Annotated in this window: 11 protein-coding genes; all 11 read right to left on the bottom strand. The window is 30.4% G+C overall.

Annotation, left to right across the window (positions count from 1 at the left end):
• Positions 1–9: 9 nt before the first annotated feature.
• The 11 genes from ELUMI_RS02300 to ftsZ all read right to left on the bottom strand — a co-directional run bounded on the left by ELUMI_RS02300 (position 10) and on the right by ftsZ (position 14,759).
• Positions 10–1,335, bottom strand: coding sequence for a hypothetical protein (locus ELUMI_RS02300; RefSeq protein WP_025734358.1), 1,326 nt, complete (start codon positions 1,333–1,335; stop codon positions 10–12).
• Positions 1,335–2,261: an RluA family pseudouridine synthase gene (locus ELUMI_RS02295; protein ID WP_025734359.1), complete on the bottom strand. Its 927-nt coding sequence runs from the start codon at positions 2,259–2,261 to the stop codon at positions 1,335–1,337. Before ELUMI_RS02295 ends, ELUMI_RS02300 begins: the two co-directional genes overlap by 1 nt.
• A complete protein-coding gene (locus tag ELUMI_RS02290) occupies positions 2,213–2,944 on the bottom strand; it encodes a signal peptidase II (protein WP_025734360.1) in 732 nt (243 codons plus the stop codon). The genes ELUMI_RS02295 and ELUMI_RS02290 overlap by 49 nt, the downstream gene beginning before the upstream one ends.
• Positions 2,935–5,685: an isoleucine--tRNA ligase gene (ileS, locus tag ELUMI_RS02285; RefSeq protein WP_025734361.1), complete on the bottom strand. Its 2,751-nt coding sequence runs from the start codon at positions 5,683–5,685 to the stop codon at positions 2,935–2,937. Before ileS ends, ELUMI_RS02290 begins: the two co-directional genes overlap by 10 nt.
• A gap of 122 nt (positions 5,686–5,807) precedes the next feature.
• The gene (locus tag ELUMI_RS02280; RefSeq protein WP_025734362.1) at positions 5,808–6,872 is read right to left on the bottom strand and encodes an ABC transporter permease; all 1,065 of its coding nucleotides are present in this window, start codon (positions 6,870–6,872) and stop codon (positions 5,808–5,810) included.
• Complete coding sequence (locus tag ELUMI_RS02275; RefSeq protein WP_025734363.1) at positions 6,872–7,942, bottom strand: hypothetical protein; 1,071 nt, start codon at positions 7,940–7,942, stop codon at positions 6,872–6,874. Before ELUMI_RS02275 ends, ELUMI_RS02280 begins: the two co-directional genes overlap by 1 nt.
• On the bottom strand, positions 7,942–9,345 hold the full coding sequence (locus tag ELUMI_RS02270) for an ATP-binding cassette domain-containing protein (RefSeq protein WP_025734364.1): 1,404 nt from the start codon (positions 9,343–9,345) through the stop codon (positions 7,942–7,944). Before ELUMI_RS02270 ends, ELUMI_RS02275 begins: the two co-directional genes overlap by 1 nt.
• Positions 9,346–9,348: 3 nt before the next feature.
• Positions 9,349–10,317 (bottom strand): alpha/beta hydrolase, encoded by a 969-nt coding sequence (locus tag ELUMI_RS02265; protein ID WP_025734365.1) that lies wholly within the window; start codon positions 10,315–10,317, stop codon positions 9,349–9,351.
• A gap of 234 nt (positions 10,318–10,551) precedes the next feature.
• A complete protein-coding gene (locus tag ELUMI_RS02260; RefSeq protein ID WP_025734366.1) occupies positions 10,552–13,032 on the bottom strand; it encodes a vitamin B12-dependent ribonucleotide reductase in 2,481 nt (826 codons plus the stop codon).
• A 196-nt stretch (positions 13,033–13,228) separates the two neighbouring features.
• Positions 13,229–13,606 (bottom strand): cell division protein SepF, encoded by a 378-nt coding sequence (gene sepF, locus ELUMI_RS02255; RefSeq protein WP_025734367.1) that lies wholly within the window; start codon positions 13,604–13,606, stop codon positions 13,229–13,231.
• Between the two features lies 1 nt (position 13,607).
• Entirely contained in the window at positions 13,608–14,759 is a 1,152-nt protein-coding gene (gene ftsZ, locus ELUMI_RS02250) for a cell division protein FtsZ (RefSeq protein ID WP_025734368.1), read from the bottom strand.
• Position 14,760: the final 1 nt, after the last annotated feature.

The raw sequence follows: 14,760 nt of genomic DNA, 5'->3' as shown, positions 1-14,760 counted from the left end.
CTTAAATCCTTATTTTCAGAAATGGCGATCTCAGCCAATTTTGGCAACAATCGCATCTGCGTCACTCGCAGAAAGCATATTATTTTTAATATAAACTTGTAATGTTTGTAAGACAGTCGGGTCAGTTGGTTCTGTATATGGTCGAACAAAAATAAAGATAATTGGGACAATAATTAATGTCAAAATAACAAGTAAAGATCCAACACTAGTGATTGTTGATTTTTTATCAACAGCCATGACCAAAGCCATTAAAACTGTTCCTGAAACTAAACCAACTCCAAGTGCAAAATATAATTCAAGACTTGGGTTGATCATAAAAGGAATAAAAATTAAAAGAATAATTGGTCAAATCATTTTGGCTTTGATAAATTTTGATGTGATTTTGGGATCTGATGCCACACTCATGATCAACATTCCAATTGTAATTGCGGCGATATTTAAAATCCCACCTGTTATGGCACCTTGCAACATAACTGTGCTAAAAAAACCCGTAATTACATAACCCAGAATTAGCACAAAGATTAATTTTCATTTTTTGATTGTGATTTCTGCAAATTTTAATGATGAATAAAGTGCGACTGCACCAAATCCTGTCACAATAAGATTGGTCATAATATCGGTTCCAGCAATTGCAAAACCATAAGTAAAAATTCTTCATCATTGACCACCATCAATTGTTAGTGAAACTGTTGTTCCTCCAGAAAATAAAGTGGCCATTCCAAAAAATGGGGGGCTATTTCAGTTTAACTCTTTATTGATGTGATACATAATTGAAAGTGAAAATCAGACAATTGGAACTAAAACAGAAACCGCTAAACAAAATCATGTAAACAGGATTTTATTCGGTGCTGCTTTAGCAAGTAAGGTTGAAATAGTTTTAGTGATTTTTTCTGTATCAAATTCACCAACACCATCGTCATCATCTTTTTCTTTATCTGGTTTTTTCGAAAACATTCCAGTTTTTTCAGCATTAATGTTCATAATGCTTGGAAAAAACTCTTGAAGTTTTTCTTTGATAAATTCAAAATTTCCAATAATTTCTAAACTTCCATCTTCATCTTTTTTGAATTCATTTGTCAAGTTTTCATTTACAACCAAATTCAAAAAAGATGGTTTATGATGAATTGAACTTTTCATCTTTTTCAACAAGTCTTCTAAAAATAAATCATTATCATCCTCATTTTTTGAATCAGATAGTTTGATCACATTAATTGAATTAGCTGAAGAATAGAAATAAATTGCATTACTTTTCAGATTAATTGTTTTTTTGTAATTTTCTTGTTTCAAAAAGAAATTAGTTAAGGAGTTTTTAATATTTTTGTAAATTATTGCCATTATTTATCCTCTTCCATTTTTTTAATCATAACATTAAATTCTTCTGGCAGAGGGGAATTGATATTTATTTCTTGTTTTGTAATTGGGTGAATAAACATTAATTTAGCAGCATGCAAATATTGGCCAAAAGCAGTTGGTTTTTCATTTTTACGACCATAAACAGGATCATTGATCACAGGATGTTTAATGAAATTTAAATGCACACGAATTTGGTGAGTTCTGCCAGTTTCAATTGATAATTGTAATAAAGTAGCATTATTAAATCGTTCTAAAACTTTAAAAGAAGTTTTAGCATATTTCGAGTTGGTGTGAGTAACACTCATTTTTTTGCGATCATTTTCATGTCTTCCAATTGGAGCTTCAATCACTCCTTCGTTTTCTTCAAATTCACCTCAAACCAAAGCAATATATTCTTTATAAATTTGATGATCAACTAACATTTGAGTTAGTAATCGATGAGTTTTATCGTTTTTTGCAACAATCAAAAGACCTGTTGTTTGTTTATCCAAACGGTGGACAATCCCTGGTCTTTCCACCCCACCAATTGAACTTAAATTTTGCATTTGTCCTAATAAACCATTAACAACAGTTCCGCTTTTATTTCCAGCCCCAGGATGGACAACCATGTTGTTTTCTTTATCAATAATTAATAAATCTTGATCTTCATAAACAATTTTTAAATCTAATTTCTCAGGTTCAATTTCAGTTGATTCAGGTTCTGGAATAATGATTTCAATGATATCATTTGGTTCGATTGTTTTTTTAGCGATTGTGACGACTTCTTGATTAATAGTGACATTGCCTTTTTCGATGATTTTTTGCACCATAGAACGCGAAAAATCAAAATCATCTTTCAGTTCTTCTGTTAAAAAAATATCTAATCTTTTGTGGTTTTCTTTTGCTTCAATGATTTTGGTTTTTTGCATACTTTTTCTTTCCTTTTACTATTTGATTTTGCATCAATAGTCCCTTCAGTTTTAACGGTTGTTTGAGTTTCGTTTGTTCCAGTATTAATTTCAATTGTGACAATGCTCTGGTCTTGAACATCTTTTGCTTTTGGTTTGACAAACATTTTGATGATGTCAATTAAAACACATAAAACTAAAACACCAATCGAGATGCTTACTCATGCATCTGCTATGTTCATGATGAAATCACCAAAAAGTCATCATTTAATTTTGATAAAATCGACAACACCACCCATCACTCCTTCATGTTCACCAACACTAATCATCGGTGCTCAAGCACGTGCTAATAAATTAGCAAAACTTCCGGATAGAAAAATCGTGAAACCAATTAATCATTTTTTATCAGTTGTAAAAATGATTGCCGTGAACATAAACACGGTTAGAATTGTTGCGATTGTCATGACAAGAATCGGTTGACCATCAAGCATTCCTTTAGCGGCCCCGGGATTAATTACAAAATGAAAAAATAAAAAGTTTTTAATAACTTCTTTTTCTTCACCTTGTACCATGTATGTTGTAATTAAGCCTTTTGAAATTCAATCAATAGCAACCAAAACCAAAAATATTGGTAAGCAAACTAACAATTTAAATTTTCATTGATATTCATAATGCCTTAATTTTCCAGCAACATTTAATCACATACTGCTCCTTGATTTTGATCAACTACTTCAAAACAACGTTCACAAAGTTCGTTGTTTTTTAATGTTTCAAAAATTGCTCAGCATCTTTGACATTTTTCACCATTTCGTGGTTTGATGTTGATTCAAGAATTTTTATATTCAACAAAATCGTTTGTTTTTGTTTTCAATTCAATTTTTGAAACAATAAAAATTTGAGCTAAATCTTGGACATCAATAAAATCTAATAGATTTTGATAATCATCTTTCAATTCTAATTCGACTAATGCTTCAAAACTTTTAGAAACAATTTGATTGTTTTTAGCTTCTTCCAAAGCTTTGTTAACATCATTTTTTAAATCTAAAATTTGATTTCATGTTTCGATAAAACTGTCTGATTCTAATTTATTTAAAACCTTATTATCTAACAAGTGAACTGAAAGTTCATTTTTAGTTCATGGTAAATTTTGATAAACTTCTTCGATTGTATGAACTAAAATTGGTCGTAAAACATCAATTAAAGCTCATAATTGTTCAAATAAAACTGTTTGAACTTGTTTTCTTCTCACGCTATTTTTACCTTCAACATATAAAATATCTTTAATAAAATCTAAGTAAAATGATGATAAATCTTTAGTCACAAAATTGATTGTTAAATTATAAACCGCATTAAATTGATAATTATCATAAGCTTTAAAAGCTGCATTTTTAAATATTGTTGTGTTGTGTAAAGAATATTTATCAACACTACTCAAGTCTTTTTGATAATCTTTTTCAGGATTAAAATCTGCTAAATTAGCTAAAATAAAACGTAATGTATTTCTGATTTTACGGTAAGTTTCGCTCACTTGTTTAATGATTTCTGGGCCGATTTTTTGATCATCAGTATAATCAGTTGAAGCAACTCATAAACGTAAAATGTCAGCTCCAGAAGTATTTGAAAATTCAATTGGATCAATTCCATTTCCAAGTGATTTAGACATTTTTCCGCCTTTTTCATCAGTGGTCATTCCGTGTGAAATTAAAGTTTTATATGGACTTTTATCATCATAAACAACAGAGTTAATCATTGAAGCATTAAACCATCCACGATATTGATCATTTCCTTCTAAATAAATATCATATGGACGTTTAAATTCTGGGAACCTTTCTTCTAAAGCAATCGCACTACTTCCAGAATCAAATCAAACATCAAGAATATCTTTTTCTTTTTTTAATCCTTGGCCTTGATAAGCACTTGGTAAAAAAATGTCAGCTGGTTCTGAAAATCAAGCATTAATTCCTAATTTTTCAATTGTTGAAATGGTATGGTTTAAAATTTCTTGATTTAAAACCAATTCATCTTTTTGATCATAAAATCCAAGAATCGGTACTCCTCATAATCTTTGACGAGAAATTGTTCAATCAGTGCGATCATCTAAAACTTGATAAAGTCTTTCTTTGGCTCATTTTGGTCTTGTTTCAATTTGATTAACATGTTTTAAAATTTTATCTTTAGCTTTGTTTAAACCGACAAATCATTGAAGTGTTGCACGATAAATAACTGGTTTTTTAGTTCTTCAATCATGTGGATATGGATGGGTGACAAACTTCAGTTTTAATAACTTATTCATTTCTTGTAAATGCATTCCAATAACTTTATTGGCATCTTCATAAAATAAACCTTCTAAAGTTTGGTCCATAATTTCAGTTGTGAATTTACCTTGATTATCAATTGGGGCAAAAGGTTCAATCCCATGACTTTTTGCAATCATGTAATCATCTTCACCAAATCCACCAGCAATGTGGACAATTCCAGTTCCTGCTTCATCAGTCACGTGATGACCAGCAACGATTTTTGAAATTTTATTTGCATATCATGGGTGTTCATATTCTAAATTAATTAAATCTGTTCCTTGAACATGATCAAGAGTTTGAACATTTGTTCAACCAATTTGTTCAGCAACTTTTTCAACTAAACTTGAGGCAATAACAAAATTACGATCGTCATTTTCTGGTTTAACAATTGCATAATCCATATGTTCACCCACAGCAATTAATTGGTTTGATGGAATGGTTCATGGGGTGGTTGTTCAAATCACTAAGTGAGTGTCTTTTGGCAACTTAGAAATACCAACAATTTTTGTCGCAACAAAAATTGTTGGTGATTTAACATCACGATATTCGATTTCTGATTCAGCCAAAGCAGACTCACTTGAAGGTGATCAATAAATTGGTTTCAAAGCTTTATAAATTAATCCATCATTAAACATTTTTGCAAAAAGTTTAAGTTCAGAAATTTCATAATCAGGCATTAAAGTTAAATATTTATTTTCATAATCAGTAAACATTCCTAAACGTTTGAATTGAGCAATTTGGTTTTCGATTTGACCTAATGCATATTTTTGACAAAGTTCTCGAAATGAAGCTGAATCCATGGTTTTGCGATCAACTCCAGTTTTGGCAACTGCAGTTTCAATCGGAAGACCATGAGTGTCTCAACCCATAATAAAAGGTGCATGGTAACCACTTGCATTTTTTCAACGAATAATAAAATCTTTTAATGATTTATTCAATGCATGTCCAATATGTAGATCACCATTTGCATATGGAGGACCATCATGTAGCATGAATAAAGGTTTAGCTTTATTGCTCATAATTTTTTGTTGATAAATATTGTTTTCTTCTCAAAACTTTTCAAAGCTTGGTTCTTTATCTTTTAAACTAGCTCGCATATCAAAACTAGTTGAACCAAGCAGCAAGGTTTCTTTGTATTTATTGTTCATATTTATCCTCTCGTTATTCAATTAACATTTAAAATATTATAACATCAAGGCGGTTTTTATAAAATAAAAATGAGTCTTATTTGGTTGTCAATCAAAATTGACAACCACATTAAATCTCATTCCTATTCTTTGTGTTTTGTTTTTTTGTTAGCTTCTAAAAGACGCATTTCATCACGAATTTGGCGAGTCATTTGGTTTGTTTTGAAAGCCATTTTACGCAACTCTTCATCACGAGCTTTGTAAATGTTAGTTAATTCATTAATGTTTTTGGCATTTTTAATTTGATGCACATATTTTGATGATTCTTCTGTCATAACTAATAAACCATATTGATTTTTACGGTGGAAACGAATTTCATTACTAATTTTGATAATTGATAATGAACCATAAAATGCAATTGTCAGAAATGCACCTAAATAAGCTAATCAAATTTTGCCATCAAAACCAAAATTAACTGAGATGGTTCGTTCTTGATTAACGACCAGATCTTTAATGATTAAAATCGAGCCACTAGCTGTGTCATTGGCGAATCCCGCTTGGGCTAAGTTGATAGCATATCGATGTGGTCAGGCATATAAAATGTAACCAAATCATTCATAATCAGGATTTAAAATTACATCAATTGGAAATCCCAAACCTAAAAAATATGTTGATGTTGAATAAATCAAAATCGAGATCATTTGGGAAATAACAGAGTTTTTAAAGAAGGTAAAAATGAAAACCCCCATCACAAAAGATGTCAACCAAACTAAAGTTAATGCTGTAAAAACTACAGCTCAATTAGCTTTGGCAGCTAATACCCTTTGATCAGGGAAAAAAGTAATTCCAACTAAAAACATAACAATTGAAACACCCAAAGTTGTAATTAAATTAAATAAAAGCGATGCTAACATGCGAATATAATTCGGAATTGAGGTTTGATTCAAACGATTAACCATGCCAGAATCTCGATATTCATTATGATGTCTCGTGTAAATAAACATTCCATTTCGAATAACTCCAACCGAAATTCCTGAAACAAGCAAAAAAGGATCGCCTTCTTTGAAAACAAGTCAACAAACCATGATATACAAGGCTATCCCAAACCCAAGAATTAAATTCATTGGACCTTGGAATCAATTTTTTGTTTCAATTTTTAACAACAAACATAAAATTCTAAAATTTTTTTTAATGTTTAATTTTTCCATTAGCCGGACCTCTTTTTAGGTGTTTTGGTTTTCAATTTTATTAATTTTAATTTATCTTCTTCAGATTTGGCTTCAGAATTAATTTTATCAATCACTTGTATTAATTGATTGATAGTTTGAGTTTTTTTAATTTGATTGATGTAAAAAATTCTTTTGTTGACACCTTGATAACTTTTAATTCCTCTGGAATTAAAGTTATTACCTTTTTTAAATCCTCAATAAATGATTAAAATAATCACAATAAATCAAGCAAAAATTAACAAGTAAACTAACCACAATTGATGATCAAAACCAAAACCTTCAGTTGCTAAAAATGAATTTGGATCAACACTTCCAGGAAATTCATTTCCCTCTCCGAGATCTCATTTAGCATCACCAACGACTGGCATTTCTAAATTTGGATAAGCTTTTCCAATTCATCCACTTTGCATTAAAGTGATAGTGTATCTATGTGGAGCAATATAAAGTAAATAATTCAATCACTGAACATTTCCAACTACTTTTCAAGGAATTCCTAAACCTAATAAATACATTGATCCAAAATAACCAATTAAACAAAAAATTTGTTTCAAATCACGATTATTGGTTCAAGCTTGAAGCACAAAACCTAATAATGTACATAAAATAATATGTAAAAATAAGCCCGATAAAAAAATATTTCAATCAACAAATTGCAACAAACGTCGTTGTTCAGGAAACATCATTCCCATGATAAAAATAAAGGTGATAATCACAAGATTAATGAATCAATTAAAAGAAAGAACAGAGACAAAAGCAATTGGTTTTGAAAGTGTTGTTTGTCTTAATCTTGTTAAAATTCTTTTTGCTCTTCAATCTCCTAAAACATTTGATAAATTATATTGCGCATTTCTAATTGTTGTAATCCCAATTCCGGATGCAAGAATAAACGGATCAGCTGTGAACAATCCGTTTTTAGGTTTAAACATCAATCAACAAAAAACCATAATTGATGTAAGCACAAAACCTAAGGTGATTGATGCATAATCATTTTTATAATTATTTCACTGGATCCTTCAAAAAACAGCGATTAATAAAAGATTTTTTTTCATTAATCATCACCTTCTTCAGGCGCATGTTTTAATGTTGGACCAACATTTTTGATTGTATGATTTTCTGAAATTTCGAATTGATTATTTTGATTCAAAGCATAATCAAAATTTTCTAAATCATCAAGTAAGAGTTGGTTTTTCTTTGCACGTTTTCGTTCTAATTTGATAATTTTTAATTCTTCTTTAATGTATCTTTTTTTCAAAATTTTTAATTGTTTTTTTTCAGCTGAAGAGATGTCTTCTTCAGTTTCTTCATTTTTAAATAACTCGTCATTTTTTAAAATTAATAGAATTTTATTCTCAATAAAATTAGACATTTTTTCAAGTTCCAATTCAATTTTTTTGAATTTGGGATCCTTGTATTCAGTTTTTCGATGTTTCTTGATAAAGATAATGGTTTCGCGTAATTCTTTTAAAGTTCGTTTTAAATTTTTGATGGCTTGATTAACATTTTTTTGTAATAAAATTTGCGTAAAAGTTTGAGTTAATTGATCTTCAGATATTTTAATTTGATAAAAAGTATTTTTAATTTGAATTAATAAATGATCATCTTCATTTAAACCACAATTTTTTTCATATACATTTTCTAAATTTGCAAAAGCTGTTCTGAATTTTTTTAATAAAATTTCAAAACTGTGGTTAGTTGCAATTCGGCGTTTATTTTCTTTAGCTTCTTCGGCTAATTTACGAATGTATTCAAACGTTGAACCATGTTCTTTAACAATGTTTTTTAATGAAGAATCATCTTGCATCTCACCTTTATTCAATGTGATGATGCGATTACATAATGCATTTAAAATAAAATCTTCAGGTTGAACAATAATAATTGTTCCACCATTATTTTTATATTCTTTTAACAAATTTAAAATTTTCATTTTACGTTCAAAATCAATTGAAGAAGAAAATTCATCAATCACAATTAACTCTGGTTTATATAAAAGCACCAAAAAAATCGCAAACAATTGCAAACTCAAAATGTCTAAACTTGAAAGTTTTTTCTCCATAATTTCTTCAAATCCAAAAGTATCAATTAATTTAGCAATTCAAGTTTTATCTTTAACTTCATAAATGGTTTTATATAACGCAATCACATCTTTGACTTTAAAACCAACTGGTCAAGCTTGTTCTCTTGATTGATAACCAATCGCTTTGAAAATATTTGATTCATTAAAAAAATAATCAATAATTCCACTAGTTTGTTGAATCACATTTCCGATCAATTTAGCAAGAACACTTTTCCCAGCACCGTTGTTTCCAACAAAGGCAATTGCTTCTCCACGATTAATTTCAAAACTTACTTTTTTAATTGTTCAAACTGTATGCGAAAAAATTTTAGTTAGGTTATGAACCACCACTAAAACATTGGAATTTTCTTTTTTAGTTTGATCAATTGTTTTGTCCATATATTATTTTTTTTCATGCTTTCTAACGAAATTTAAAGTCTTTTCTTTGTACTCTTGAGTGTGTTCGATTAATGCTTTTGTATGGTGTGAACCATCAAAAATAATTAATTCATTAACATCAGTTCCTTCGAGATTATTTTTAGTATTTCACATTCTAAAACTATCTAAATAGTTAGTGATTCGATCTCCGCGATTGTGAATATACAAAATTGGAAAATGAGTTTCATTGGGTTTGATGATTGATAAATAATCAAGATGTGTCAAATCTACACCATGGTCTTTTTTGTAAATTTGCATCATATTTTTAAGTGTTTCTTTACTAAAATTTTTTAAAATTTTAGGGGAATTATCATAAACAATGCGCTCTAATAATTTGGGCACAGACATATAAGATGAATCTGAAACCCCTCATCTAATGTTAGCTTTTTTAATCAATTCTGGTTCAGTTAAATTAAAATAATTCATTGTAAAAGCACCCATACTAGTGCCCACGATTCCCATTTCATCAACTTTATATGCTTTCAACAATCATTCGATTGTTGAAATTAAATCTCATTTTTCTTTATACCCTCATGTAACTGCATCATTTTCACTAGCACCATGATTTCTAAAATCAAAAGTAATAATGTTATATCCCAATTCTCGATAATGTCATGCCAAATATAAGAAATCAAAACGCGATGAATTATAACCATGAGCACCAACAATTCATTTATTCGTTGCTTTATCATTCAACCAAATTGAAGCAGCTAACTTGATACCATCTTTGGAAGTTAAGGTGATATTTGTTGGTTCTTTACCAGGATCAATATTTAATTTTTTATTAGAATTATAATTTGTTGGATGGAGATTAAACATTTTAACAATGTTTAATCTAATATCTTGGCCATCTTCACGACGATAAACGGTAGGGGAATAATGTGAATTTAACATGCTGACCATTGTTTTTGCAAATATTGAATTTTCAGCCATTTATTGTCTCCTTTTTTGTTTTTATTATATTCTTTTTTAGTTGAGATAAAAAGGCATTTTTCTTTTTTATAAGAATAGATTTTCAAAAAACATAATCAGATCATGATTCAAAAAATCTATGATTTTTAAAATCAAATCAGACTTAAAATAGCAGCATGAAAATAAAGAAATCGATGAGCTAAACTCATCGATTTCAAATTTTTAAATTATGTTTTTTGGGTTAAATTTTGGTAATTAAAGTCCACATTTAACTTGTGAATTACAACTGTTGCAAGTGACACAACCACCACTATCAATCAGTGTTCCTAATTGACAAACTGGGCAAGTATCACCAACTTCGTTACCAATTCTAATTGTGTTTTCATCTTTGAAATCTTCATCATCAACAACAACACCAACCCCACTTCTTGTGAATTCTTCACTGAATAAGTTTTCTTCTTTTTCAAGTGATAAAACTTGTGTATCACGGCTACCATCAACATAAACAGTTCCACCTTTGGCACCATTTTTATATAAGTACATGTAGATTTTTTCAACATCATTGACCAAATATCCTTTTGGTGCATTGACTGTTTTTGAAATCGAAGAATCAACTCAACGTTGAATAATGCACTGCACATTGGCATGTTCAATCGGGCTTAAATTCATCGCTGTAGCAAAAATATCTGGTAAGTTTTGATGTTGATATTCTGGGTGGAATGCTAATCATTTTTCAACTAATGGCACTTTTACTTCCATAAATTTACCAAGTCTTCCACTTCTGAAATATGAGAAAGCAAAATATGGTTCTAATCCAGTTGAACCACCAACCATAGTTCCAGTTGATCCAGTTGGGGCAACTGTAATTAAGTGTGAATTTCTGATTCCAAATTCTAAAATCCCATCAACAATATCACCAGGTAATGTTTTGATAAAACCTGATTGAACAAATTTTTGACGATCATCCAAAAATGGAAAGGCACCTTTTTCTTTAGCTAATGCAATTGATGCACGATAAGCAGAAGTGGTGATGATTTCAAAAACACGATCAACAATTTTGTTTCCAGCTTCACTTCCATATCTCACACCGGCTCAAATCAACATGTCATGTAATCCCATAACACCCATTCCAACACGTCTTTCACCTAACGCTTGTTTTTTATTTTCTTCTAAAAAGTATGGGGTTAAATCAATAATATTGTCTTGTAAACGGACACAAGTTGAGACAGTTTTTTTCAACTTATCTTCTAAAATTTGGCCAGTTTTTTTATCAACAAAATTTGCTAAATTGATCGCTCCTAAGTTACATACTGAAAATGGTGCCAACGGTTGTTCTCCACAAGGATTAGTTGCGACAACTCTTTGATCATAACCTCTGGCATTAGTCATTTCATTGGCTTTATCAATGAAAAAGATTCCTGGTTCTGCTGAATAAGTCGCACAAAAATTAATCAATTTTCATAATTCGCGAGCTTTAATGGTTTTGAATGTTTTTGTCGGATAACCTAAAGCTTCTCACTCAAAAACATTGCCAATTTTTTCTCAATCTGATTCATAAAAACTTTTTTGTTCAGGAGTGAACACCAAATTATCTGGAAATTTTAATGCTCAATCTTGATCGTTGTCAATCGCGTCCATAAATTTATTTGAGATAGCAACCGAAATATTGGCCCCACTTAAAAATTCTGGTGCCACAACTTCATATTCACCACCACTTAACAATTTTTGGGTCACTTCAGTGACAAATTTATGATCAAATGAAGAACTATGTTGTAAAACATTTTCATAAATTTTTCTTTGAGTGGCATCAAAATTTTTAAATTTAAGCTTTTTGTTAACTTCGTTTTGAATATGTTCAGATGTAAAATTTTGTTTAACAAAAAGCAATGATTTAACGTTTTGCATTTTGGAAATAATAAATTCTACAATGTCTGGGTGTCAATCTGCAAGCATAATCATTTGTGCTCCACGTCTTGAACCACCTTGTTCAATTAAATGTGTTAATTGTGATAAATCGTTTAATCAAGAAACAGCCCCAGATGAAGAACCTCCAACTGACAAAGCAACAGCCCCTTTTGGTCTCAAAGTTGAACCATTAGTTCCAACTCCTCCCCCACGACTCATAATTTCAGCAACTTTTTCACGGTGATGAGCAATTCCTTCACGACTATCGTGGATATATGGCATTACATAACAGTTAAAAAATGTTACTTGTTTGTTTGAACCAGCTCCATATAAAACTCTTCCGGCAGGAATAAAATTTAAACTTTCCAATTCATGGGCAAACGCTTTTTGAATTTCTTCAGCTTCTTCTTGACCTAAAAATTTAGCAACTCGTCTTGCGATTTGTTCAAAATATAGTTCTAATGGTTTCATTAAAGATCCTTTATCTTTAATGATTAAATTATTAATTTTTGGGTCAACTTTAAATTCGTCTGAGACAAAACCTAGATATTGTTCTTCGATTTTAATTAAATACTTGTCATTTTCAATAATATCAATGATTTGACCAATTCCACGAGTTGGAAAATTAGGATCATTTTTAATCACAGTGATGACTAAATCCCCAACTTTCAAGGTTTTTAGAGTGTCATCCTTTTGGGAATAACGATCTAACATAACCATTCTAGAAACACCTTCAAAATGAAGTTTGAACCCATCTTCAATGGGAAAAATATTGTCAAAATTATTTTTAATATCTAAATTTAATTCAGCAATTTGGTCTGCGTTGTACATTTTATCTCCTCTAATTTATGAATAACACCTTTAAACCTCAACTTGCGTTAATAAAAAGGCAAAACATGGCCATTCCATTAATCTTAGAGAAAGTGATTTCATGTACAATAGATTGTAATACACATTTTGTGGAAATGTGGAAAAAAGTGTGAATAAATTTTTCCAATAAAAAAATCACCTTTTTGTGGTGAATTTTTTATTTTCTGGTAATGAATTTGTAGATTTTATTTTCCACTTTATTGTATTCACCATCAAGTCCGTACATAACTCCGGTGATAAAATCAATTGATCTCACTTTATCAGCGTGTGATAATTTGGAAAAATCAACTAAGACAATTTTGTAGTTAATTAGCTCATCAACAATTGGTTTAATTGTTGAAAATGATGTCGGACTAAAAATTGGGGTTTTACGTTTCACATCTTTTTGAATTGGTGAGATTGGTGGTTTTTCTTCTTTCAAACCTTCTCTGAAAGTGTTGAAATCTTCATTGTCATGAATCACATTTGATGATAAATTCGGTTCAGGTTGAATTGAAGTTTGATGTTTTTTAAATATGTTAATGAATTTTTTCATATTATTTTAAGAAGGTTGGAAAGTCTTCATCTTCATCATCTATTTCATTACTAATTGGGGTTTGAAGTTTAATTGTTTTTTCTCAAGCTTGTTTATTTTCAAAGCTTTTTTCTTTGGCTTTCAATGATTCAAGATCAAAATTGTTGGTGTTCACCACTTGTCTTCTTTGTGATTCAAGAATTGTATTTTGGTGTTGAACTTGACTGTCAACTTGGTCAAAACCAGTTGCAATCACAGTTACAATTAATTCATCATTTAATTGATTATTAATGGCAATTCCAAAAACAATATTCACATCTTCGCTGCCAACTGCTTGTTGAATAATATCCACAGCATCATAAGCGTCATTTAATGAAACACCTTTCCCACCAGTGATATTGACAATCACATCTTTTGAACCTTCAATTGAAGCTTCAAGCAGTGATGATGAAATTGCTTTATTGGCAGCAACAATTGCTTTGTCTTGACCTTCAGCAATTCCGATTCCAAATAAAGCATTTCCTTTTTTAGACATCACGGCGCGCACGTCTGCAAAATCTAAATTAATCACAGCTGGAACTGCAATTAAATCTGTAATGGTTTGAACACCTTGTTTCAAAATTGAATCAGCTTCTTTGAACGAATCTTCAATTGGTAATCCACCAATGTATTCTAACAATCGATCGTTTGAAATCACAATCACAGAATCAACATGTTTTTTCAATTCTGTTAATCCTTCAATGGCAAATTTATTGCGATTTTTTCCTTCAAACCTAAATGGTTTGGTCACAATCGCAATCACAAGAGCACCAGATTCTTGCGCAACTTTGGCAATGATTGGAGCAGCCCCAGTTCCGGTTCCACCCCCCATTCCAGAAGCAACAAAAACTAGATCGGCTCCTTCTAATGCTTCTTTAATTGCATCAATTGATTCAAGGGCTGCTTGTTTTCCGATTTCTGGATTAGCTCCCGCTCCTAAACCTTTTGAGATTTTTTCTCCCAAAATAATTTTTGTTGGTGCTTTTGAAACTGATAGCACTTGTGCATCAGTGTTTGCAACGATAAAATCCACACCTTGGATTGATTCGTTAATCATCCTATTGACAGCGTTATTTCCTCCGCCACCAACTCCGATAACTTTTATTTTAGCGATTTGGTCAAATTTTTGTTCCATA

The sequence above is a fragment of the Williamsoniiplasma luminosum genome, from assembly GCF_002803985.1.
In the GTDB taxonomy this organism is placed as follows: domain Bacteria; phylum Bacillota_I; class Bacilli_A; order Mycoplasmatales; family Mycoplasmataceae; genus Williamsoniiplasma; species Williamsoniiplasma luminosum.
Note: the sequence above shows the minus strand (reverse complement) of the source record. Positions and strands in the feature narration are given on the sequence as shown.